At 66.3% G+C, this 19,985-nt stretch carries 21 protein-coding genes; 6 read left to right on the top strand and 15 right to left on the bottom strand.

Annotated features, from left to right (window positions below):
• Positions 1–137: 137 nt before the first annotated feature.
• Together ACSC1Y_RS01545 and ACSC1Y_RS01540 are read right to left on the bottom strand one after the other, a co-directional pair.
• Complete coding sequence (locus ACSC1Y_RS01545; RefSeq protein ID WP_435332809.1) at positions 138–608, bottom strand: YbaK/EbsC family protein; 471 nt, start codon at positions 606–608, stop codon at positions 138–140.
• A 33-nt stretch (positions 609–641) separates the two neighbouring features.
• A complete protein-coding gene (locus tag ACSC1Y_RS01540) occupies positions 642–1,112 on the bottom strand; it encodes a DUF7988 family protein (protein ID WP_435332808.1) in 471 nt (156 codons plus the stop codon).
• Between the two features lie 89 nt (positions 1,113–1,201).
• Here ACSC1Y_RS01540 and ACSC1Y_RS01535 point away from each other — a divergent pair, with 89 nt between their 5' ends.
• The gene (locus ACSC1Y_RS01535; RefSeq protein WP_435332807.1) at positions 1,202–2,398 is read left to right on the top strand and encodes a hypothetical protein; all 1,197 of its coding nucleotides are present in this window, start codon (positions 1,202–1,204) and stop codon (positions 2,396–2,398) included.
• Positions 2,399–2,414: 16 nt separating this feature from the next.
• Here the strand turns inward: ACSC1Y_RS01535 and ACSC1Y_RS01530 are convergent, their stop codons facing one another.
• Complete coding sequence (locus ACSC1Y_RS01530) at positions 2,415–3,842, bottom strand: aldehyde dehydrogenase family protein (RefSeq protein WP_435332806.1); 1,428 nt, start codon at positions 3,840–3,842, stop codon at positions 2,415–2,417.
• A 190-nt stretch (positions 3,843–4,032) separates the two neighbouring features.
• Between ACSC1Y_RS01530 and dpsA the strand changes: the two genes are divergently transcribed.
• The gene (dpsA, locus tag ACSC1Y_RS01525; protein ID WP_435332805.1) at positions 4,033–4,563 is read left to right on the top strand and encodes a DNA starvation/stationary phase protection protein DpsA; all 531 of its coding nucleotides are present in this window, start codon (positions 4,033–4,035) and stop codon (positions 4,561–4,563) included.
• 53 nt (positions 4,564–4,616) lie between these two features.
• On the opposite strand, the gene ACSC1Y_RS01520 is transcribed toward dpsA, so the two are convergent.
• The 6 genes from ACSC1Y_RS01520 to ACSC1Y_RS01495 all read right to left on the bottom strand — a co-directional run bounded on the left by ACSC1Y_RS01520 (position 4,617) and on the right by ACSC1Y_RS01495 (position 10,848).
• Entirely contained in the window at positions 4,617–4,769 is a 153-nt protein-coding gene (locus ACSC1Y_RS01520) for a hypothetical protein (RefSeq protein WP_435332804.1), read from the bottom strand.
• 208 nt (positions 4,770–4,977) lie between these two features.
• Positions 4,978–5,817 (bottom strand): M14 family metallopeptidase, encoded by an 840-nt coding sequence (locus ACSC1Y_RS01515; RefSeq protein WP_435332802.1) that lies wholly within the window; start codon positions 5,815–5,817, stop codon positions 4,978–4,980.
• Positions 5,818–5,895: 78 nt separating this feature from the next.
• On the bottom strand, positions 5,896–6,870 hold the full coding sequence (locus ACSC1Y_RS01510; RefSeq protein ID WP_435332801.1) for an aldo/keto reductase: 975 nt from the start codon (positions 6,868–6,870) through the stop codon (positions 5,896–5,898).
• 69 nt (positions 6,871–6,939) lie between these two features.
• Positions 6,940–7,983 carry an ABC transporter permease gene (locus ACSC1Y_RS01505; protein ID WP_435333167.1) on the bottom strand — a complete coding sequence of 348 codons (1,044 nt, stop codon included), beginning with the start codon at positions 7,981–7,983 and terminating at the stop codon, positions 6,940–6,942.
• 94 nt (positions 7,984–8,077) lie between these two features.
• On the bottom strand, positions 8,078–9,910 hold the full coding sequence (locus tag ACSC1Y_RS01500) for an ABC transporter permease (RefSeq protein WP_435332799.1): 1,833 nt from the start codon (positions 9,908–9,910) through the stop codon (positions 8,078–8,080).
• On the bottom strand, positions 9,907–10,848 hold the full coding sequence (locus ACSC1Y_RS01495; protein ID WP_435332797.1) for an ABC transporter ATP-binding protein: 942 nt from the start codon (positions 10,846–10,848) through the stop codon (positions 9,907–9,909). Before ACSC1Y_RS01495 ends, ACSC1Y_RS01500 begins: the two co-directional genes overlap by 4 nt.
• 116 nt (positions 10,849–10,964) lie before the next feature.
• Between ACSC1Y_RS01495 and ACSC1Y_RS01490 the strand changes: the two genes are divergently transcribed.
• On the top strand, positions 10,965–11,396 hold the full coding sequence (locus ACSC1Y_RS01490) for an SRPBCC family protein (protein ID WP_435332794.1): 432 nt from the start codon (positions 10,965–10,967) through the stop codon (positions 11,394–11,396).
• Between the two features lie 13 nt (positions 11,397–11,409).
• On the opposite strand, the gene ACSC1Y_RS01485 is transcribed toward ACSC1Y_RS01490, so the two are convergent.
• Positions 11,410–11,997, bottom strand: coding sequence for a flavin reductase family protein (locus tag ACSC1Y_RS01485; protein ID WP_435332793.1), 588 nt, complete (start codon positions 11,995–11,997; stop codon positions 11,410–11,412).
• Between the two features lie 267 nt (positions 11,998–12,264).
• Between ACSC1Y_RS01485 and ACSC1Y_RS01480 the strand changes: the two genes are divergently transcribed.
• The 3 genes from ACSC1Y_RS01480 (at position 12,265) to ACSC1Y_RS01470 (ending at position 14,556) form a co-directional block, all read left to right on the top strand.
• A complete protein-coding gene (locus tag ACSC1Y_RS01480; RefSeq protein WP_435332792.1) occupies positions 12,265–12,465 on the top strand; it encodes a hypothetical protein in 201 nt (66 codons plus the stop codon).
• 53 nt (positions 12,466–12,518) lie between these two features.
• The gene (locus ACSC1Y_RS01475; RefSeq protein WP_435332791.1) at positions 12,519–13,517 is read left to right on the top strand and encodes a tyrosine--tRNA ligase; all 999 of its coding nucleotides are present in this window, start codon (positions 12,519–12,521) and stop codon (positions 13,515–13,517) included.
• Between the two features lie 103 nt (positions 13,518–13,620).
• Positions 13,621–14,556: a biotin--[acetyl-CoA-carboxylase] ligase gene (locus tag ACSC1Y_RS01470; RefSeq protein ID WP_435332790.1), complete on the top strand. Its 936-nt coding sequence runs from the start codon at positions 13,621–13,623 to the stop codon at positions 14,554–14,556.
• Between the two features lie 16 nt (positions 14,557–14,572).
• On the opposite strand, the gene ACSC1Y_RS01465 is transcribed toward ACSC1Y_RS01470, so the two are convergent.
• The 5 genes from ACSC1Y_RS01465 to ACSC1Y_RS01445 form a co-directional block, all read right to left on the bottom strand.
• Positions 14,573–15,007: a universal stress protein gene (locus tag ACSC1Y_RS01465; RefSeq protein WP_435332789.1), complete on the bottom strand. Its 435-nt coding sequence runs from the start codon at positions 15,005–15,007 to the stop codon at positions 14,573–14,575.
• Between the two features lie 91 nt (positions 15,008–15,098).
• Complete coding sequence (locus ACSC1Y_RS01460) at positions 15,099–16,118, bottom strand: amidohydrolase family protein (RefSeq protein WP_435332788.1); 1,020 nt, start codon at positions 16,116–16,118, stop codon at positions 15,099–15,101.
• A 1-nt stretch (position 16,119) separates the two neighbouring features.
• The gene (locus ACSC1Y_RS01455) at positions 16,120–17,358 is read right to left on the bottom strand and encodes an HD domain-containing protein (RefSeq protein ID WP_435332787.1); all 1,239 of its coding nucleotides are present in this window, start codon (positions 17,356–17,358) and stop codon (positions 16,120–16,122) included.
• 155 nt (positions 17,359–17,513) lie between these two features.
• Positions 17,514–19,196, bottom strand: a complete 1,683-nt coding sequence (locus ACSC1Y_RS01450; RefSeq protein ID WP_435332786.1) for a hypothetical protein — start codon at positions 19,194–19,196, stop codon at positions 17,514–17,516.
• Between the two features lie 355 nt (positions 19,197–19,551).
• Complete coding sequence (locus tag ACSC1Y_RS01445; RefSeq protein ID WP_435332785.1) at positions 19,552–19,725, bottom strand: hypothetical protein; 174 nt, start codon at positions 19,723–19,725, stop codon at positions 19,552–19,554.
• Positions 19,726–19,985 lie beyond the last annotated feature (260 nt).

The following is a 19,985-nucleotide window of genomic DNA, read 5'->3' as shown; positions in this document are numbered from 1 at the left end:
GGAAACGACGGGAAGACAGGCGAGAACGTTCACTTGCAACGGGGGTGTGTTCGGTCGGAACGGCATCGTTCCGGCCGGATGCGGCGAAAAAGATGACCGTCTGCCGCGGGATTCCGCTCGGCAGACGCGAAGCGAAGTCACTCGGCGACGGTCGCTATCTCGGCGTCGGCGAACGCGATGATCTGGGCGGGCTCGACCGGGAACACCGCCTGCGGCGTCCCGGCAGCGGCCCAGACCGTCTCGAAATCGGTTAGGGTGTCGTCAAGGAAGACCCGTAGGTCGGTATCGTGGCAGAACGGCGGGACGCCACCGATGGTCCAGCCGGTCGCTTCCTTCACCTCGTCGGCGCTGGCGAGTCGCGTCGTCTCGGCTCTACAGAGGGCCGATATCTTGCTCGTGTCGACGCGGTTCGATCCCGACGTGACCGAGACGACGACCTCGTCGTCCGCCACGAGGACGATACTGCTCGCGATCTGGGCGACGTCACAGCCGATGGCCCCGGCAGCGTCGTGCGCAGTCCTCGTTCCCTCCGGGAACTCCTCGACGGCTGGCTCGAAGTCGTATCTGCTCCGGGCCTCGGCGACGAACTCCGCTGCGCTCGGGTGCATGGATGAGGTGTCTATGCTCCCGACCCAAAAATATTAGGCTATCAACGATATTTCCAGTGCGGTTCTCGCGTCGCCGCTCCGCCGGACGTACCTAACTCCATCGGCACCCCTGTCGATGTCGAAACAGTTGAGCGAGACGACGAGACGACCCTCCGAGACGGTGGCCCGACAGACCGGACCCGTGCTCGTCACGACGACGTACGGCGGTGCAGCCACCGGTTCGGCGGCGAGCTCGTAGCCCGCGGCGTCGACCGCATCGGCGAGGACGGCAGGGAGACGAGTGAGGAGGTCACGCTTGCGAAGCAGAGCGGTGAACGGGACGACGACGGCCTCCCGCTGACTGGGTTCGTCATCCCAGCTCTCGGCGACGGCGTCAGCGCAGTCCCAGACCGCGTCGAAGAGGTCGGCGTGCGTTCGCTGAAGGTGTTTCCTCGCAGCGACAGTGCCCGTGTTATCCGTCCCGGTTCCCGTGTCGTCGGTCCCGGTGCTGGTATCGTCTGTCACGGTGCCGGTTTCAGTGAGGACCACGAAAAGTGTCTCGCCCGTCCCCCCACGTCGGCAGGTTTTTCATGACGGCATCCAGAACGGAACTCGTGAAATCGAGACGAGAATTCGTCGCAGGAATCGGTTCGACTGCCCTCCTCGGAACTCTCGCTGGCTGTACCAGTTCCCTCCCGATGGCCGGTGAGTCCGAACACGAGTCGGGTGTTCGTTCCTACGAAGAATGGTTCCCCGCTCCCGCGTCGTCCAACCCAGCGCTGCCCTCGGGCTACCTCTATGCGAACGTGGCGGCCATCCAGAAGCGGACCAGCGACTTCGACGAACGGGTGCGAACGGCGCTCGACGCCCAGACGATGGGTCACGGCCGCTGGCTTCCGTTCGCTCCCGACGCGATCGAAGAGAGCGTCACCGGCAGCGTCGGCGGATTCGTTCGCGTGGACGCCGACGACGTCGAGGGAGCTCTCACCGAGAGCGAGTTCTCGTCCGCCGGGTCGCACGGTCAGGTCACACTGTACGAGAAGACCGTCGCGGCAGGCTCCGTGGTCGCCGCTCCGACCGATGGGCTCGTCGTGGTCGGCGCTGGCCAGCACGCGAACGCGTTCGTGACGGCTGCACTCGACGCGAAGGCGGGCGACTCGAAGCGCCTCGGCGACGTACGGTCCGCGATGGACACGCTGTTCGAGTCGCTTCCGACGGGGGACCTCGTCGTGTTCGACGTGTCGAACCGCGGTGGTATCGGGACCGGAATCACGGCCGACGCCACCGGGACCGGACTCGCCTGGTCCTTCGGCGCGAAGACGACCGACCTCACCGTGTCGCTCGCGTTCGAGGACGAGCGGGACCCGGCCGAACTCGACGAACTGGTCGCGAACCAGGGCGGGTTCGCAGACTACGAGTGGGAGGACGCCACGGGCTCGGCGGACGTTCTCTCGGTAGCGGGGTCGCTCCCGACGGACGAGTTCGACTTCCTCACACCCGATGCGGCGGAGACGGAGCGACAGTCCCGTGCCCCGGAGGTCTCGTTCTCGTTCCACTGTGACGCGGAGAACGAGAGGGTCACGGTCACCCACAACGGTGGCGATATGGTCGAGACGGGCAAGCTGGCCGTCGTAGTTGGTTCGGATGAACAGGACGTATCGTTCACGAAGGCAGAACTGAACGCGGGAGACCAGTTCACCGTCGACGTGAACGGCTACGACTCGAATACGGCGCTGGAACTCCGCTACGTGGTCGACGACGACTCTGCGCCGAGGGTGCTCGCTCGCTACGAGCTGCAGTGTCTACGCTGAAAACGGGAGTCCCGACTTACAGCACGATGCTCTTCTGACGGAGGAAGGCGTGGATGGAGGCGTCGATGCCCTCCCGACCGATACCGGACTTCTTGTTCCCACCGAACGGGATGTCGCCGAGCCCGTGACTCGGTGCGCCGTTGATGCGGACCGCGCCGGCATCGATCTTGTCCGCGAGACGCATCGCGCGGTCGTAGTCGGCCGTGAAGACGCAGGCGTCGAGGGCGAGGTCGCTGCGGTTGGCGAGCTCGACCGCGTCCGCTTCGTCGCTGATCTTCGTCACGGCACAGACGGGGCCGAACTGTTCCTCGTCGATGATGCGAGCGTCGCGAGGCACGTCGGCGAGCAGGGTCGGCTCGAAGTCACGGCCGTCGCGTTCGCCACCGCGAACCAGCGTCGCCCCCTTGTCGAGCGCGTCCTGGACCAGTTCTTCGACCCACTCGGCCTGATCCTCGGAGATGAGCGGGCCGAGGTCGGTGTTCTCGTCGAAGAGGTCGCCTTTCACCCACTCGTCCATCGCTTCGTCGATGCGCTCGACCAGCTCGTCGTGGACGTCCTCGTGTGCGAGGACGCGGCTGACGGCGGAACAACGCTGACCGGCGTACTTGAGCGAGCCCTTCGCAGCTGCGGCGGCGGCCTCGTCGAGGTCGGCGTCCGGGAAGACGACCTCGGGCGCGTTCCCGCCGAGTTCCATGTGGAGTTCGACCATCCCGGACTCGCGAGCGACGTGCTCACCCGCGCCGGAAGAGCCGGTCATCGCGATGGCGTTGACGCGCTCGTCCCCGGCGAGGACGTCACCGATTACCGAACCCTTGCCGGTGACGAAGTTGATGGCACCGTCCGGGACGACCTCGTTGACTATCTCTGCGAGGATGGCCCCGCTGATGGGCGTCTTCGAGGCCGGCTTCAGGACGACGCTGTTCCCGGCGGCCAGTGCAGGGGCGACCTGCAGTGCGGTCGTCGCGAGGGGATAGTTGTACGGCGTGATGCAGAGCACCGTCCCGATGGGCTCGTGCTTGACGATGGCCTCCCAGCCCTCGTGTCCCGCCGTGGTTCCCTCGCGGTACTGTCCCTTGATGTGGCGGATCTCCTCGGCTGCGCGACGGAAGCGCTCCGCCGCACTACCGACCTCGCCGCGGGCACTGGAGATGGGCTTCCCCGCCTCGCGGACGATTACTTCCGCGAGCTCCTCCTCCCGCGCCTCGATGAGTTCCGCTATCTCCTCACACCACTCGGCCCGCTCGACGATGGTCGTCTCCCGTAGCGGTTCCTTCATCGCGTGCGCCGCCGCGAGTGCGTCCTGTGCCTGTTCGGGCGTCGCAGCCGCCACCTCCGCGAAGTGACCTCCGTCGGCCAGGTCCGTCACCGAGAGCCGCTCGTCGGCGTCTACCCACTCGCCGCCGATGAGGAGCCGCTCTCTGCGCTGTGCAGTGGTCGTAGCCATACCTGTACATCTGTTCCCCAGCACTAAAAAATTTACTCGGCGTCGAAATAACGATGCCCGGGGCTGAACGCTTCACTGGTTCGATACCGAACACATCTTTGGTTCGATACCACGAATACGCTAGCCTCAGTGTGCGAAGACGTAGCTGACGAGCACACTTATGCTGTCAGCGATGATATATAGGGTGACGATGAGCACCCAGAAGACAGTCCGCCAACAGTCCGACGAAGTCAGGCACAACCCACTCCGTCTCGACTCGAAGAAGGCAGAGCAGATAATCGACGCGTTGAACACCGATCTCGCGGCCACGTACACCCTTTACCACCAGGTGAAGAAGCACCACTGGAACGTCGAGGGCGCGGAGTTCCGTGACATCCACGTCTTCCTCGGCGAGTTCGCACACGAGCTCGAGGAAGCGGCCGACCACCAGGCGGAGCGACTCCAGTCGCTCGGCGGCGTCCCCATCGCCGGGATGAAGGCACTCGCGGAGAAGTCCCCGGTCACGCCCGAGGACGAGCACGTCTACACCCTCCGCAACTCCCTCGAGAACGACATGGAGATGGGCGGCGACGTCATCGAGACGATGCGCGAGCACATCGAGCTGACGACCAACCTTGGCGACCACGCGACGGCGCACATGCTCCGCGAGCAGCTGCTCGAACTGGAGGAGTACGTCCACAGCCTCCACCACTACCTCGAAGACGACACCCTCGTCCAGTGAGGGGACAGAGAACAGGCTCTACGGTCGATTCTTTTGCTGAATGTGCGATTCGGTCACCGGCGACACTCTGTGATGACGTCCGTCGCGATCCAGCCGTCTGCGTTACCGTCCTCCGTGAAGACGATGGTTCCGGGCGACGAGCGGTTGGCTCGAACGACCGGCGAATCTACCTCTTCCTCCTCGGATTCCACCGATGGGGAACTCATCGAATCAGTGTAGGCGCAGCTGGAGACATATAGATTTTGGTTGGCCTAAAGCAGCCGGTTCAGAGCGTCACGGAGCCGTGGCTCCGCGAATACGGGCGAACAGGCGACGCACGTCCGACCGCACGCGGTTCGTCGCACACCAGCCTCGACCTGCGCGCGGCACCGTTCAGGTCACGCCGACGGTTGCCGCGTCATCGGGTATGAATGCTCACCTCGACTCCCAGCTCTCACGCGCCTCTTCCAGCGTTTCGCCGACCTGTTCACCACGGTAGCCGAAGCGCTCCTCGTAGCCACATTCGGACATCAGGATGGGCACGAACGGCTCGTCGGCTTCGAGTTCCTCGTCGCCGGCTTCGGCGTACGTCTCGCCGGCGTCGACCTGCGAGAAGTTGTCGACGAGCAGTTCGTACTCGTCTTTCTCCTCGGGTTTGTCCACCGGTTCGCGCATCGAGTAGAAGTCCGGGTCGCACTCGGGAGGGTCATCGGGCAGGGCGTCAGTCCTGCGGAGGAACGCTCTGACGAGGTCGATGGCGTTCTCGGTCGCATCGTCCGAGAGCTGCTTGCCGGCCTCGACGCTGACCACGTCCGCGTGGTGGACGAACGCGCCGTCCGCCGTGTCGTACTCGTCGACGACGTACGGAACCGGCAGATTCGCGGCGAGGGTGGTCGAGTGTTCGTTCGTCCGTTCGACGAAGGCGATCGGGTCGTCACAGGAGTGGGTCGTGTGGATGGAGAGGACGAGACAGTCTTCGAGTTCGTCGACCAGCTGGGCGGCCAGCCGGTCCTCTTTCGCGTCGGCGTCGGCGTCCCCCGGGAACGTCCGGTTCATGTCGGTGTCGAGGTAGCGGCGGTGTGCCTCCGCCGCAGCGGGGTTCGCGAGGACGAACTTGACCGGACGTTCGAGCGCTGGTTCGGTCTCCAGCACGGTTCTGACCGCGCGGACACCGGCGGGCTCGTCGCCGTGGATACCGCCGACGACCGCGAGCTCCGGTTCTTCGTCGTCCGGTCCGAGGGTCGTCACCTGTATCGACGGGTCGTCGAGGAGCATGTATCACGGTCGGGCCTCGAGCCACCAAACCCGTCGGCCAATGTCTGTGGGTCGGACCGTCTGACCGCCGTGATCGATTCAGCTGTGGCCGGAGACCGGAACCGGCTCGTACGGCTCTTCGAGCCACTCGACGTCGGAGTCCGAGAGGTCGATGTCGAGCGCCGCGACCGCTTCCTCGAGATGTTCGACGCTGGTCGTCCCGACTATCGGGGCGTCGACGACGTCCTTCGACAGCACCCAGGCCAGTGCGATCTGTGCCATCGTCGCGTCCTCCTGCGCGGCGAGTTCCTGCACCCGTTCGTTCACCTCGCGTCCCCCACCCTCGAAGTACGGATGGTTGCGTGCGTGCTCGTCCGACTTCCCGCGAGCGGTCGCGTCGAACTCCTCGTGCGGCCGCGCCAGGTAGCCGCGGGCGAGCGGCGACCACGGGATGACTGCCACGCCCTGCTTCGCACAGAGCGGCAGCATCTCGCGCTCTTCCTCCCGGTAGAGCAGGTTGTAGTGGTTCTGCATCGTGACGAACCGGTCGAGACCGAGCGAGTCGCTCGTGTGCTGTGCTTCGGCGAACTGGTGGGCCCACATCGACGACGCGCCGAGGTAGCGTACCTGACCGCGGCGGACGGCGTCGTCGAGCGCCCGCATCGTCTGCTCGATGGGCGTCTCGTCGTCCCAGCGGTGTATCTGGTAGAGGTCCACGGTGTCCATCCCGAGACGCTCGAGCGAGTTCTCGAGCTCCTGCTCGATGGCCTTGCGCGAGAGCCCGCCCGAGTTCGGGTCGTCCTCGTCCATCTGGAAGTAGCCCTTCGTCGCGACGACGCACTCGTCCCGGCGACCCTCGAGCGCTTTCCCGAGCACCCGTTCTGACTCGCCGTTCGAGTACATGTTCGCCGTGTCGAAGAAGTTGATACCGAGGTCGAGTGCGCGCTCGACGAGTTCGATGCCCTCGTCCTCGTCGAGCACCCACTCGCGCCAGTCGGACGAGCCGAAGCTCATGCAGCCGAGGCAGATACGCGAGACCTGCATCCCCGTGTCACCCAGCGTGGTGTACTCCATGACGTGGTCGACGTGAGGAGTCGACTAAAACGTGGCCGCTCGTCCTCGTTCGTTCGACGGCCGCGACAGCTACAGCGCCTCGGCGTCGACGCGGCCGATCCCGACCCGCAGGCCGAGATAGGTGACCACGCCGAGGAGCATGTACCCCCAGGCGAACAGGAGCGTCCCGGTTCCGGGGCTTCCGATGGCCAGCCGGGCGATGGTGTTCGCCGGATGTTCGGGGAGCAGGCCAGCGAGGGTGATGGCGCCGAGGATGCCCGTCGAGTAGAGGAACTGGGCCTGCCGCCGGTCCGTCGAGAGCAGGGACAGGGAGAGTCCGGTCGCGACGACGGCGAACGAGAGCCCGGTGACGACCCCGACGAGCAGTCCCCAGTTCTCGACGGCCGTCCCGTTGACCCACAGCAACGCGAGCCAGAGAATCGCCTGCAGCGGTGCCAGACTCGCCGTCGCGAGTAACTTCGCGGCGACGATGTCACCCAGCGAGACCGGCGCGACGCGGAGCAGTTCCATCGTGCCGCGCTGGATCTCCTCGGTCAAGGAGTCGACTGCGATGGAGCCGCTGATGAAGACCGGGAGGAACAGAAGCAGTGGCACGAGCACCGTGTAGGTGAACCCGAAGTACGGGCTCGACCCCTGCTTCGGTGGCACGTCGACGGGCTCGTGTTCGAGACGGCCGCTGTAGTCGTCTCTGAGCCGCTCTTCGAGGGCATTCAACGTGTCGCGGACCTGCACGACGACGATGGTCGTCCGGAGGTTCTCGTCCGGAACGGTCGCCTGCACCTGGACGCGCCCGCCCGTGCTGTAGCTTGCGACCAGGACCGCGTCCACCCGTCTCCGTGGGTCGTCGCTGTGGAACGCCGCACGGGCGTCTTCGGCCGACCGGTACCGTATCGGGTCGATTCCGCGCTGGTCGGCGACGACCGCGAGCACCTCCTCGGAGGCGTTGCCAGTGACGGCCATGTCGAGTTCGTACCCCTCGACCGAGCCGGGGTCGTACAGGGAGACCAGCCCGACGACGAGGAACGACGAGAACGACGCCACGAACAGCTGGATGAGCAGCGCGAGGACGATGGTCTTCTCGCTCCGGAGGGAGGCGAGCTCTCGCTTCGCGATGGCGCCACGGGCTCGCCAGGAGGCGCGGAACCCACCGTCGCCGTGGCTGTCCGCACCGGTCCCATCCTCCGGGTCGCAACCGACTCGTGGCGGCTTACGCGACAAGCTGGCTCACCCCCATGTTGTAGACCACGTGAACGATGCAGGCGAGGGCGAAGGCGAGGCCGTAGGCTCGTCTCGAGTGCTGCGCTCCGAGCGCAGAGATGCTCGCCGTCACGGTGTGCAGCCCGAGCGGAAGCAACAGCAGCCCGACCACGACGACCGGGTCGGTCGCCGCCGCCTCCGGATACGCCCGGGCGCCGAGGTCCAGCGTCTGGAGCTGGACCAGCTGGACGAGCAACGTCAGTTTCTCCGCGAGGAAGAAGGCGACCCCGCTCGTCACCCCCAGGGCGAGCGCGGTTCGCGGCGAGCGCTCGAATCGGTTGTACTCGAACCCGGCGTAGACGTGGATGCTCTTCGCCGTCTCCTCGATGAGGGCGATGACGCCGAATAGCACCGGCACCGAGAGCGCCTGCGGCACGACGAACAACAGCGCGATGGCGAGCAACTCGGCGACGAAGACGAACGGGAGCAGGGCCACCGTCACGAGGAAGACGCTCTTCTTGCTCCGCACCCGCGTCGCGATGGCGTCGAGCCCCTTCCGCAGGACGGGGCGCTGGCTGAACATATCCTCCTCGCGGTAGGTGCCCGCCCCGAGCGTGAACAGCACCAGTGCCGAGAGCAGGAACGGCGTCGTCGAGAAGGCGTACTCGCCCAGCGCGACGGCCTCGCCCTGCAGGTCCATCACGACGAGAGTCAGCGGCGAGATGAGCGCGATTGGCGTCACGTCGGTGAAGATGGCCGGGACGAACACGTACGAGGTCAAGAAGACGGAGACCGTGATGGTCACGAAGGTCAGCTCCTTGAACGACCGTGCGAACATCGCGCCGACGAAGGTCGACGCGAGGAACAGGAGGGCGATGGGGAGGATAGCCGCGACCGAAACCGGTGAACCGCCGATGAGGACCGCGATGGCGGTCGTGACGAGGACCAGGGCCGCGAAGTACGGAAGCGTCTTGCCCGCGATGATGTCCCGTCGGGAGACGGGCGCGACCAGCAACAGCTCGCCACGGCGGTTGATCCGCTCGTTGACGATGGTGCTCCCGTACGCCTGGATGACGAAGTTCATCGGGACGATGAACAGGAACGCGAGCACGAGCGACGCGAACGGGAACGGCGGGCTGATGCTCCCGGGCGTCCCGCTCGTCGACCCCGAGACGATGCTGGAGCCGCCGAGGTTCGGCGCCCTGACCCGGCCGTCGTCACCGGAGCCCGCGGGGTCAGAGCCGGCACCGGCGCTTCCGCCGGTTCCCTCGCCGTCGCCTGCACCGCCGGTCCCTGAACCGGCACCCGAGCCACCGTTCCCGGCCCCACCTTCTCCGCCGGACGGGACGCCCGAGTCGCTCGCTCGACTCTCGTAGGTCAGTTCGACCGCGACGGGGAAGGCCGCGTACGGGTCCTCCTCGCGGGCCATCGCCCTGTCGTTGTACGACTCGATGGCGGTCCGGAACGCCGCGTAGGCCGCCCGTCCCTTCCGAGTGTCGCGGGCGATGGGTGGGCCTCGTTCGGGTATCAGAATCTCTATCTCGCCTGCCTTGAGCGCGGCGACGCTCCCGTCCGCCGGGCGGGCGACGAACTCGTCGCTCTCCTGGACCACGTCGTAGTACGGGGACGACTCGTCGACGCCGACCCGGTAGATTCCGTCGGAGAGTCCGACGCCGTCCGCCACGACCGCGGGCCCGACGATGGCCCCGACAGCGACGAGGACGGCGGCGAGAACCAGGGTTCGCCTGTCGAGCGAACCGGCGCTCTTCTCGACCTCCCAGCGGGCGATTCTGAGCGTCTTGCGTATCGAGAGGAACTGGCGCAGGGCGTCCCGCCGACTCACGTGTCGGCCTCCGGGACTGTCCGGTCGCGCTCTGCCGTACGGGAGCTGGACAGCGACTCGCCGGCGACGTCGAGGAAGATGTCCTCGAGACTCGGGTTCCGCGTCTGGATGTCCACGACCGCGCCGCCGCGGGCCTGCGCTTGGGTACGAACCGATTCGACCGCGTCCATATCGCCGACGACGGTCTCGAACCGCCGGTCACCCCCGTCGCGGGCCGCGTCCGCTGGGTCGCATCCATCGACCCGGACGTCGGTGAACACGTGGTAGGTGGTTCGGCCGTGTTCGCGCCGAATCTCTTCGATGGAGCCGCGGGCGATTATCTCGCCGTGGTTCATGATGATGATGCGGTCGCAGATGCTCTCGACGTGGTAGAGATTGTGCGCGGAGAAGACGATGGTCTTGCCCTGGTCGGCCAGCTGTTCGGTGAACTCGATGATGTAGTTGGTCGTCAGCGGGTCGAGCCCCGACGCCGGCTCGTCGTAGATGAGTACCTCCGGGTCGTTGACGAGCGAGCGGGCGATGGCGACCTTCCGCTTCATCCCCTTCGACATGTCGCCGATGCGGCGCTCGCGATGCTCCAGGTCGAGCCGGTCGAGGGCGTCCGAGATGCGCGTTCTCGCGACGTCGCCCGGGACGTCGTAGAGGTCGGCGAAGAACTCCAGATAGGACTGCGCGGTCATCTCCTCGTACAGCGGCGACTCCTCGGGCAGGAACCCGAGCTCCCGCCGCATCTCAGGGTCGCCCGCTGCCTGCCCGGCGACCGAGATGTACCCGCTCGTCGGCTCGATGAGCCCGGCGAGCATCTTGAGCGTCGTCGTCTTCCCGGCCCCGTTCGGCCCGACGACGCCGAAGACCTCGCCGCGCTCGACGGCGAAGGTACTCCCGTCGACCGCGACGAATCCGTCGTACTCCTTGCGAAGGTCCTCGACGGTTATCATTGGATACCGAGAGCCAGGAAGTCTCCCCTGTTGAATATACCGGCCACCGTTGTAATATCGCTAACAATTAGCGGTTCCACGGCAAGCTTTTCCATCGCCGTGACTCACCATACCATATGTCCGAACAGACACAGGTACGCCTGGCTTCCACGCCAGATGGTCGACGCATCGAGGTCGGGACGGACCTCGCAGTCGACCGGGACCGCGCCTGGGAACTATTGACCGATACGACGCGCTGGCCCGACTGGGGCCCGAGCGTCACGGCCGTCGACCTGGACCACCGGTTCATCGCGACCGGCGACATCGGCCGCGTCAGGACGGTCGGCGGCCTCTGGGTCCCCTTCGAGGTGACCTTCTGCGACGGGGAGCGGTGGACGTGGGACGTCGGCGGAATCCGGGCGACTGGCCATCGGGCGGAGTATCTGGGACCAGGACGGTGTCGTGTCGTGTTCGAGGTGCCGATGTTCGGGGCGCTCTACGTTCCCGTCTGTCAGCGAGCGCTCGCCAACATCGAACGACTCCTCCTCGCAGAGACGAGTTCAGCGTGAACGGAGGAGGGTATCAGGGCGGACGCTCCAGCGAGAACCTGTCCTCGGTGCTGGCGTAGAGCGAGCCCGCGAGGCGGCCGACCGCGTCCAGCTTCTCGACGTCGAGCTTCCCGTCGGTGACGACCTCGTCGTCGACGTGCACGTGGACAACCTCCGCGAGCACCAGCGTCGAGGAGCCCACGTCGTGCATCTCGTACAGTTCGCACTCGAAGGCGACCGGTGACTCGTCGACCCTGGGCGGCTCGACGCGGGTAGACGCGGCTCGCGTCACGCCGGCGTGGTCGAACTCGCTCTCCTCTCTCGGCAGGGTCGCGCTCGTCTCGTTCATCGCCTCGACCGTCGTTCCGGTCACGACGTTGACGACGAGTTCTCCGGTGTCGCGGACGTTCCGTGGCGTGTCCTTCAGGCCGTCCGGGGCGTCGACCGGCGAGAAGGCGAGGACGGGTGGGTCGATGGCCGCGACGGTGAAGAACGAGTACGGCGCGAGGTTGTCGACGCCGTCGGTGCTCGTCGTACTGACCCAGGCGATTGGTCGCGGGACGACCGCACCCGAGAGGGTCCGGTACAGGCTGCCGTCGATTTCGGTCGGGTCGAGCTCCATCTACGTTCCCCCGCCGAGGGAGGGTCTCGGCTTCGGGACGGCTCTCGGCTTCGGGACCGTGGTCGACTCCGTTCGTCGCGCTGGCGCGTTCATCGTGGTCGAAGGAGGGTGTCGAACCGGCTTATACCTCCGGCGATACGGCTGTCACCGACTGACGTCGATGCTATCGGCCGCCGTCGGCCGGTTCCGGCTGGTCGCGTGGACCGTCCATCTCCAGGGCTGACGGGTCCGTATTTTTATATTTCGGCCACGAACCGCCCTGCTGGGATGAATCCACTCAAGCCGCCATGTCTACGCAAGAACCGTCACGCGAAGGAGGGAGCGAAGAAGGGCGCAGCGATCGGCGCGAGTCTCGGCAGTCCGCTGGGACCCGTCGGTTCCGGCATCGGCGCGGGCTTCGGCGCCGCGAGCGGTCACATCGCGGGGTCGGTGCGCGACTCGGTCGAGACCGTGTTCAGGCCGTTTTGAACCCCTGACACAGGTCGAAAACCTTCAAACCCTCCGGGCGAAATCGTGTCCGTATGGACACCTACGACCTGATCACTCGGAACACCGAGGAGGTCATCACAGAGGAGGAGGTTCGAGACCTCGCGGCCGACCCCGAGGGCAAGCGCGTCTACGTCGGCTACGAGCCGTCGGGCGTCCTCCACCTCGGCCACCTGCTCACCGCGAACAAGCTCATCGACCTGCAGGAGGCCGGGATGGACGTCGTCATCCTGCTCGCCGACGTCCACGCCTACCTCAACGGGAAGGGTACCTTCGAGGAGATCCGCGAGACGGCCGAGCAGATGCGCGCCCAGTTCCTCGCCTACGGCCTCGACGAGGAGCAGACGGAATTCGTCTACGGGAGCGACTTCGAACTCGACGAGGACTACGTGCTCGACCTCCACGAGCTCGAACTGAACACGAGTCTCAACCGCGCCCAGCGCGCGATGGCCGAGCTCCAGTCGGGCGAGACGGCGAAGGTCAGCCACGTCGTCTACCCGCTGATGCAGGCGCTCGACATCGAGTACCTCGACCTCGACCTCGCCATCGGTGGGATGGACCAGCGCAAGGTCCACATGCTCCACCGCGAGGAGATTCCCGCGCTCGGCTACGACTCCCGGCCGTGCCTCCACACGCCCATCGTCGCCGACCTCACGACCGGCTCGGGCAAGATGTCCTCCTCGAAGGGCGTCACCATCTCGATGGAGGACTCGAGCGAGGAGCTGCAAGAGAAGGTCAACTCGGCGTTCTGCCCGCCGACCGCGGACCCGGAGCCCGACGAGGACGGCAACGAGCGCCACAACCCCGTGCTCGAACTGTTTCGCTACCACGTCTTCCCGCGCTTCGAGTCGGTCACCGTCGAGCGCCCCGACAAGTACGGCGGCGACCTGACCTACGACGACTACGCCTCCCTCGAGGCCGACCTCGAATCGGGCGAACTGCACCCGCAGGACGCGAAGAACACGCTGGCGACCTACCTGGACGAGCTCGTCGAACCGGGTCGCGCGAAGCTGCGCGAGATCCGCGGCGAGTAAATCGTCCCCATCGACGCCAGTACTCGCCCACACCGACGCCAGTACTCGCCCACGCCGACTCCGTTCGGACGGATTCAAGACACCCGCTTTCCTACCCGACGCCATGAACGAGACGCGACGCGCCGTCCTCGCGGCCCTCGAGGACGGCCCCATCTCCGGGCCAGACCTCGCCGACTCGCTCGGCGTCTCCCGGGCCGCCGTGTGGAAACACGTCGAGGCCCTCCGTGAGGAGGGGTTCACCGTCGAGAGTTCGGACGACGGCTACATCCTCACCGGCGTCCCAGAGTACGGCGGACTCGCGATCGAGCACGGGCTGAACGCGCCGTACACCGTCGAGTACCACGACAGCATCGCCTCGACCAACAGCCGTGCCCGTGAGCTCGCCGCGGAGGGCGCGGAGAACGTGGTCGTCGTCGCGGACGAACAGACCGGCGGCCGGGGTCGGCTGAACCGCGTCTGGAACGCACCCTCGGGCGGGGTCTGGGCGTCGATACTTCTCCGGCCGCAGGTCCCACCAGCGCAGGTGCCACTTCTCACCCTCGCGGCGGCCGTCGCCGTCACCAGGACTGCACGTGAAGCCGGCGTCGAGGCGGGCATCAAGTGGCCGAACGACGTCCTCGTGCCCATCGGTGACGCTGACAAGAAACTCGCCGGCATCCTCACTGAGATGGAGGGCGAGGCCGACCGCGTCTCCTGGGTCGTCGTCGGCATCGGCGTCAACGTCGACGTGGACGTCGAAGACCTGCCCGAGACGGCGACGAGCGTCAGGGAGCTGGTTGGCGAGGCCGACCGACGGGTCTTCTGCCAGCGCGTGCTGGAACACTTCCACGACTTCTCCACCGACTTCGACTCCATCCTCCCCGCGTGGCGCGAGCACGCCATCACGCTCGGACAGCGGGTTCGCGTCGAGACGCCTGGCGGCGACGTGGTCGGCGAGGCGGTGGACGTCGAGCACCCCGGGACGCTCGTCGTCGAGACCGAAGACGGGACGAAGCGGGTGAGTGCTGGCGACTGCGAGCACCTTCGGCCGGCCGAGTGAGGCGCAGTCGCTCCCTTTACTCCTTCACCTGCACCGTCAGAACCGGCACCGACGAGGACCGAACGACCCGCTCTGCGACGCTGCCCAGAAGGAGTCGGTCGATGCCGCCACGGCCGTGGGTCCCCATGACGATGAGGTCGCAGTCGTTCTCCTCGGCGTACCGGACGACCTCCTTGCTCGGAGACCCCTCGAGTATCGTCGCGACGACGGGCACGTCCCGGGGCTCAGCGAGAGTCCGGACTCTATCGATGGCGTGCTCACCCTCCCGCGAGAGCATGTCGTGTAGCCCCTCCCAGGAGGTCTCCATGGGGACGCCGCCGTAGCTCGCCGAGTTGAGGACGTAGACCGCGTGGAGGGTCGCTCCGTTCTCCGCGGCGAGGTCGACCGCGTGCTGAATCGCGCGTTCGACCCCGTCGGACCCGTCCGTCGGCACCAGTATCCGGTCGTACATGCGGTATGCTACCACGTACGTCTCCCGTGGGCTTTAGTTGTATCCCCCGCCGGCGCCGGGGTACGCGACGACCGGGGACTGGAGCCGTGATTCAGCAGATGACCTGCTTCACGTCGTCGACACCCGCTCGTCGGACGACCGCCCGGACCGGGTCGTGGGCGCCGGCGAGGTTGTCGGAGTCGCCGTCGAGGACGAGCAGCTTCGCCTCGCGCCCGGGCTCGATGCAGCCGTAGTTCAGCCCGGCGAGCTCCGCACCAGAGAGCGTCGCCATCCGCAGGACCTCCGTCGCGGTCACGTCGCAGAGCTTCGCCGTGAACTCCATCTCGCGGAACATCGACGGCGAGTTGAGCATCACGTTGTCCGTCCCGAGCGCGACGGTCGTTCGGTCGAGCCACTCCCGGATGGGGGGCAGGCCGACGCCGGTGACGAGGTTCGAACGCGGGCAGACCGCGATGGGCGTTCCTTCCTCGGCGACGCGGTCGAGGTGTCGCGGCTCGGGGTGGACCATGTGAACGAGGAATTCGGGGTCGAGGTCCATCGCCGGGTCGATGTCGGAGGAGTCACCCTCTCCGGCGTGGATGGCGAACAGCTTGCCCGCCTCGCGGGTCGCCTCCCGCTCGGTCCCGAATTCGGCGTCGTTCGCGCCTGACGCACCGAAACCGTCGGCACCCTCGTGCGCCATCGCGTCGACGGTCTCGCGGCCGAGGACGACCGGGTCGATGCCGAGCCCCTTCGCCGCCTCGCGGATTGCCTCGACGCCTTCGACGCCACCTTCGCGGAATTCGATGCAGGTCGCCGTCCCGCCGGACTGCATGAACCGGAGCGACCGGTGCATCGCGTCGACGAGTTCCTCGAAGCTCGCCTGTCGAAGCAGTCGGTGTTTCAGCCCGTCCGGCGGGGCGACCAGCTCGACGAGCGAGAGGCCGCCACCGGCCTCCTTCGCGATGGAGTCGCCGATGTGGGTGTGGGCGTTGACGAACGCCGGACAGACGATGGCGTCGCTCTCGGTCTCCGTCTCCTCGACGGCCGTTATCTCGCCGTCATCGACGACGACGCGTCCCTCGACCGGTTCGAACGACTCGCCGCGGAGGATGGTCCCTTCGAGCTCCATGTCACTCCCCCTCCTCGCCGGCGAACTGGTCGAGCGTCGCGTGGAGCCCGCCCCGAACCTCGCTCACGAGCGCGCCGTCGATGTCCAGGCCGAGCACGCGGACCGCCGCGCTGCCGACGGCGTCGGTCGCGGCCTCCGGGGCGTAGACGCCGAGGCGCCACTGGGCGACCTGTGCCGAAGTGAGTGCGTCCACGAGGGGTGACTGCTCCTCCAGTCGCCGGACCTCGCCGCCGACGAGTACCCGCGAGGAGGATTCCGTCATCGACGGTTTGCCGGGGATGTCGAGCACCACGTCGTCGGCGTCGATACCGGCCTCGTCCGCGATCTCCAGTTCGTAGCCCCGCACGTCCTCGTGGTCGAGGCCGAGCAGCTCCTGTGGCACGTCGTCCAGCTCGGTCCAGACGGCCCGCTTCAGCAGGTCGCGCTGGTCGAAGCGACGGGCGAAGTCGTGGGTCTGCCGGCAGCGCCGCAGGGAGACCAGCAGGTCGTGGTCGTCCATCCGACGGAGGGCTTCCGCCGAGACGGCGGAGGCGGAGAGGAGTCGTTCAGAGGCGCGTCGAAGCATCGCCTTCGAGATGCGGGCGACGTGATGACTGTAGACGGTCGGAGTCATCAGAGCCCGGGCGACGAGCAGACTCTCTGCGGTCTGAACGTTGCCCTCGTCGAGGACGAGCTGGCCGTCGACGAAGGTGAGCTCGCGCACGAGCCGCGCGTGGTCGATGGTGCCGTAGGGGACGCCCGTGTGGTGGGCGTCGCGGACGAGGTAGTCCATCCGGTCGACGTCGAGTTCGCCGGAGACTATCTGGCCGAACTGGCCGTCTCCGGCCACGAGGTCGGCGACGCGGTACGGTTCGAGGTCGTGGTCTCTGAGCACGTCGCCCACCGTGCCCTTCTCGAGCAGGTCGTGGACGTCGTCGTGGAACTTGCCCGTCCGCCGATGCGTAAGCGCCTCCAGGTTGTGGCTGAAGGGCCCGTGGCCGACGTCGTGGAGCATCGCGGCCGCCCGGACGCGCTCGGCCTGCTTGCCTTCGACGCTGAGGTGGTCGAGCGCCTCGCACGCGAGGTGGTAGACGCCCAGCGAGTGTTCGAACCGGGTGTGGTTCGCGGAGGGATAGACGAGAGAGACGGTTCCCAGCTGTTTGATGTGTCGCAACCGCTGCATCTCCGGGGTGTCCAGCAAGTCCCTGGCGACGCCCTCGACCTCGATGTGGTCGTGAACGCTGTCCTTGATGGTCTTCATTGGGCGGGAGTTCGGCGCGTTCATATAAAAATGAGTCCGTCGAGTCGTCCGGAGTAGAAGAACACGAGGCACGGACGTGAGCGTAGAGGATACCGAAGAACCGCCGTCATCGACGACGGCCGGTCTCCGAATCTATCGGGTCAGACCGGATTGGGTTAGGCCGGAATGCTTGACCCGTTCGGTCGCGAGTTGTGGCGGCACTGTTCCGCCTCGAACTCGATGGTGAAGTGGCACGAGTCGGTCTGTGCCACGTTGACGTCGATGGTCTCGTCGTTCTCGGTCACGAAGCCACGCTGTCGCAGTTCGTCGTTGAAGCTGAGGCGGTTCGCCCCGTCGACGCCCTCGCCGTCCTCGTCCTGCTCCTCGATGGGGTTGCCGTCCCGGTCGATGGCGTTGTAGATGGGCAGTTCGCGGAAACCGCGACCGACCTCGTCGACCTCCCTGCACGGCAGGTACCACTCGAGGACGTAGCAGTGTGCGCCGGGCTTGAAGCAGTCCCCGGGCGAGGGCTCGCCCGACGGCGGGAAGTCAGGGCCGTCGTCGCACTTGTAGAACGTGGCGTTGCTGATCTCGCCGTACTGGTTGGCTCCCACACCCGGGTCGTCGGGCATGCAGACCTCTTCCGTGTCGCTCTCCAGTGCCGCGAGGTAGCAGCCGTTCGCTGCCTTGAGCGTCACGTGCGTCGCATCCGCAGGGATGTCACCAGTGTAGCAGAACCCGGAGAGGTCGGTCACCTCGCCGACGACCTCACAGTCGTCGTCGAAGCAGCCCAGACATTGCTGTGCCTGCGCACCCGGCGAGAACGCCCCGCAGTACTGGGCGACAACGGTGGTCGAATCACCGTTGACCGCCTGTATCTGGACTCCGTTGGTGGCTCCACCGGTTCCACCGGCACCTGACGGGGGCAGTTCGAAGCCATCGTCGAGGAGCTGGATCCAGCCCTTCAGCGAGCCGGCGTAGAGGACGTTCTCCCGGATGACGCCGAAGTCCGGGTCGATGTCGACGTCCTGCTCGTCGCCGAGGTCGTCCTCGTCAGGCGCAGCAAGGATATCGTTCAGGGTCAGGTTGTCGCAGTCCGGGTCGGTCGAGACGATGACGTACATGTAGTCGCCGAGTTCGCCACCGTTCCAGATCGCCTCGAGGTCTGCGTCTCGGTCACCGACCGCGGGCTCGCCCGCCTCCCGCTCGGGTTCGATCGGGTCTTCGGAGCCGTCGGGATTCTCCAGGTCCATCGATTCGAGCAGGCGTGCCGTGAGGTACGACGGGTTGCCACAGAGGTGGAGACTGAACGTGGTCTCCCCCTCGTCGTAGGGCTTGATGTCGTCGAGGTCGACGAACATCGCCGTCTTCGTCGAGTCGCCGTTGTCCTGCCCGTCGATGTAGCCTGGCCGGTACGTGCCGTCGCTGACGGTCTCGAAGCCATCGGGTAATGAGCCCGAGATGTCGGTCGGGTCGTCGAAGTCACACGCGACGGGAACGTCGGTCAGTCCGGTGACGAGCCGACCCCACTGTTCGTGCGAAAGCGCCTCGCCCGTCTCCGTGTTGCGGATGGCTGGTGCGGCACCGACCTCGTAGGTCATCCCCATGGTGTCGGCGACGATAGCCGGGCGCTGGTCCTCGGGGACCATCTGGAGGTCGTAGCGCTCCCACGGCTTGTACGTCGAGCGGTAGTCGAGGATGAGGTCGACGCGACCCGCTTCGTACCAGCCGGAGAGCCGTTCCGTGTCGCCGAAGAAGGCTGTCGTGCCGAGGCCCGCACCCGCGGATGCGACGCCGATCGTTCCGAGCCCCGCCAGAACCTGGCGGCGTGAGATGCTGTTCGATGTCTTGTTCGTCATGGTATCTGTATGGTGCCCCGGCCCACCGGAATCGGAGTCCGCCGAGGGTCGGCTTTTGTAGGATATTAGAGGAGTTACCTATGGGGAACTTCAACTCGGCGAACAGGGGGTTACGGGAGCTGAGACGGTGTGTAAGGGAGGCTTCAGCCCACCGAGTGAACAGTTCGGCGCGTCCGGAACGGGACGTTAAACCGCGGTATGGAGACCGATTGGAGGTGCTCCATCGACTCCGGCTCTGGGGCAGGTAGCTGCCGCCGCGGGCCCGTAGCGGACTCTTCGTTGGACGGTCGTAGCGGTAGGCTCAGCGGGTCGGTAGGTGAACCGCACGAATGGTCGGAGGTCTGTCGAACGGGGTTCAGTTCACGGTGGCACGTTCGTAGGCGCCGGCGGTCGACTCGACGAGTCTGCCCACCGGGAGCGAAACGCCGAGTCGGCGCATCGCGAGTGCAAGCGGCATCAGTACGATGCCGAGAGCGATACTGAGCTGGTACAGCGCGAACAGGGCGGCGCGGATGGCCGTGTGTTTCATCTGCCTTCAGGATGGCCTGAATGGAGAGGAGTATATAGCTGTTACTCCAAGTTTCTCGCGTGCAACCACGACTCACCCCGACGCTGTCTGCCGATTCAATCCCACTTTGCATCCAACACAAGCAGAGGCGGAAATCCGGGCGAGTTTCCAGTCCCTGATGGCTCAGATTCCTCCCTCGTTTCGATAAGTTATGAGAATAATACGTCGGGCGGGGCGGCACGGCCGAACCGCAAAGCAAGCCTTGCTTCGGCCCATGCGTT

Source organism: Haloarchaeobius lipolyticus (genome assembly GCF_051208015.1).
Taxonomy (GTDB): Archaea; Halobacteriota; Halobacteria; order Halobacteriales; family Natrialbaceae; genus Haloarchaeobius.
Note: the sequence above shows the minus strand (reverse complement) of the source record. Positions and strands in the feature narration are given on the sequence as shown.

Bases quoted from the DNA above. Each gene is read 5' to 3' on its own strand.
- ACSC1Y_RS01545 (WP_435332809.1), bottom strand. From the start codon at position 608: ATGCACCCGAGCGCAGCGGAGTTCGTCGCCGAGGCCCGGAGCAGATAC.
- ACSC1Y_RS01530 (WP_435332806.1), bottom strand. From the start codon at position 3,842: ATGGCTACGACCACTGCACAGCGCAGAGAGCGGCTCCTCATCGGCGGC.
- dpsA (WP_435332805.1), top strand. From the start codon at position 4,033: ATGAGCACCCAGAAGACAGTCCGCCAACAGTCCGACGAAGTCAGGCAC.
- ACSC1Y_RS01520 (WP_435332804.1), bottom strand. From the start codon at position 4,769: ATGAGTTCCCCATCGGTGGAATCCGAGGAGGAAGAGGTAGATTCGCCG.
- ACSC1Y_RS01515 (WP_435332802.1), bottom strand. From the start codon at position 5,817: ATGCTCCTCGACGACCCGTCGATACAGGTGACGACCCTCGGACCGGAC.
- ACSC1Y_RS01510 (WP_435332801.1), bottom strand. From the start codon at position 6,870: ATGGAGTACACCACGCTGGGTGACACGGGGATGCAGGTCTCGCGTATC.
- ACSC1Y_RS01495 (WP_435332797.1), bottom strand. From the start codon at position 10,848: ATGATAACCGTCGAGGACCTTCGCAAGGAGTACGACGGATTCGTCGCG.
- ACSC1Y_RS01490 (WP_435332794.1), top strand. From the start codon at position 10,965: ATGTCCGAACAGACACAGGTACGCCTGGCTTCCACGCCAGATGGTCGA.
- ACSC1Y_RS01485 (WP_435332793.1), bottom strand. From the start codon at position 11,997: ATGGAGCTCGACCCGACCGAAATCGACGGCAGCCTGTACCGGACCCTC.
- ACSC1Y_RS01480 (WP_435332792.1), top strand. From the start codon at position 12,265: ATGAATCCACTCAAGCCGCCATGTCTACGCAAGAACCGTCACGCGAAG.
- ACSC1Y_RS01475 (WP_435332791.1), top strand. From the start codon at position 12,519: ATGGACACCTACGACCTGATCACTCGGAACACCGAGGAGGTCATCACA.
- ACSC1Y_RS01470 (WP_435332790.1), top strand. From the start codon at position 13,621: ATGAACGAGACGCGACGCGCCGTCCTCGCGGCCCTCGAGGACGGCCCC.
- ACSC1Y_RS01465 (WP_435332789.1), bottom strand. From the start codon at position 15,007: ATGTACGACCGGATACTGGTGCCGACGGACGGGTCCGACGGGGTCGAA.
- ACSC1Y_RS01460 (WP_435332788.1), bottom strand. From the start codon at position 16,118: ATGGAGCTCGAAGGGACCATCCTCCGCGGCGAGTCGTTCGAACCGGTC.
- ACSC1Y_RS01455 (WP_435332787.1), bottom strand. From the start codon at position 17,358: ATGAAGACCATCAAGGACAGCGTTCACGACCACATCGAGGTCGAGGGC.
- ACSC1Y_RS01450 (WP_435332786.1), bottom strand. From the start codon at position 19,196: ATGACGAACAAGACATCGAACAGCATCTCACGCCGCCAGGTTCTGGCG.
- ACSC1Y_RS01445 (WP_435332785.1), bottom strand. From the start codon at position 19,725: ATGAAACACACGGCCATCCGCGCCGCCCTGTTCGCGCTGTACCAGCTC.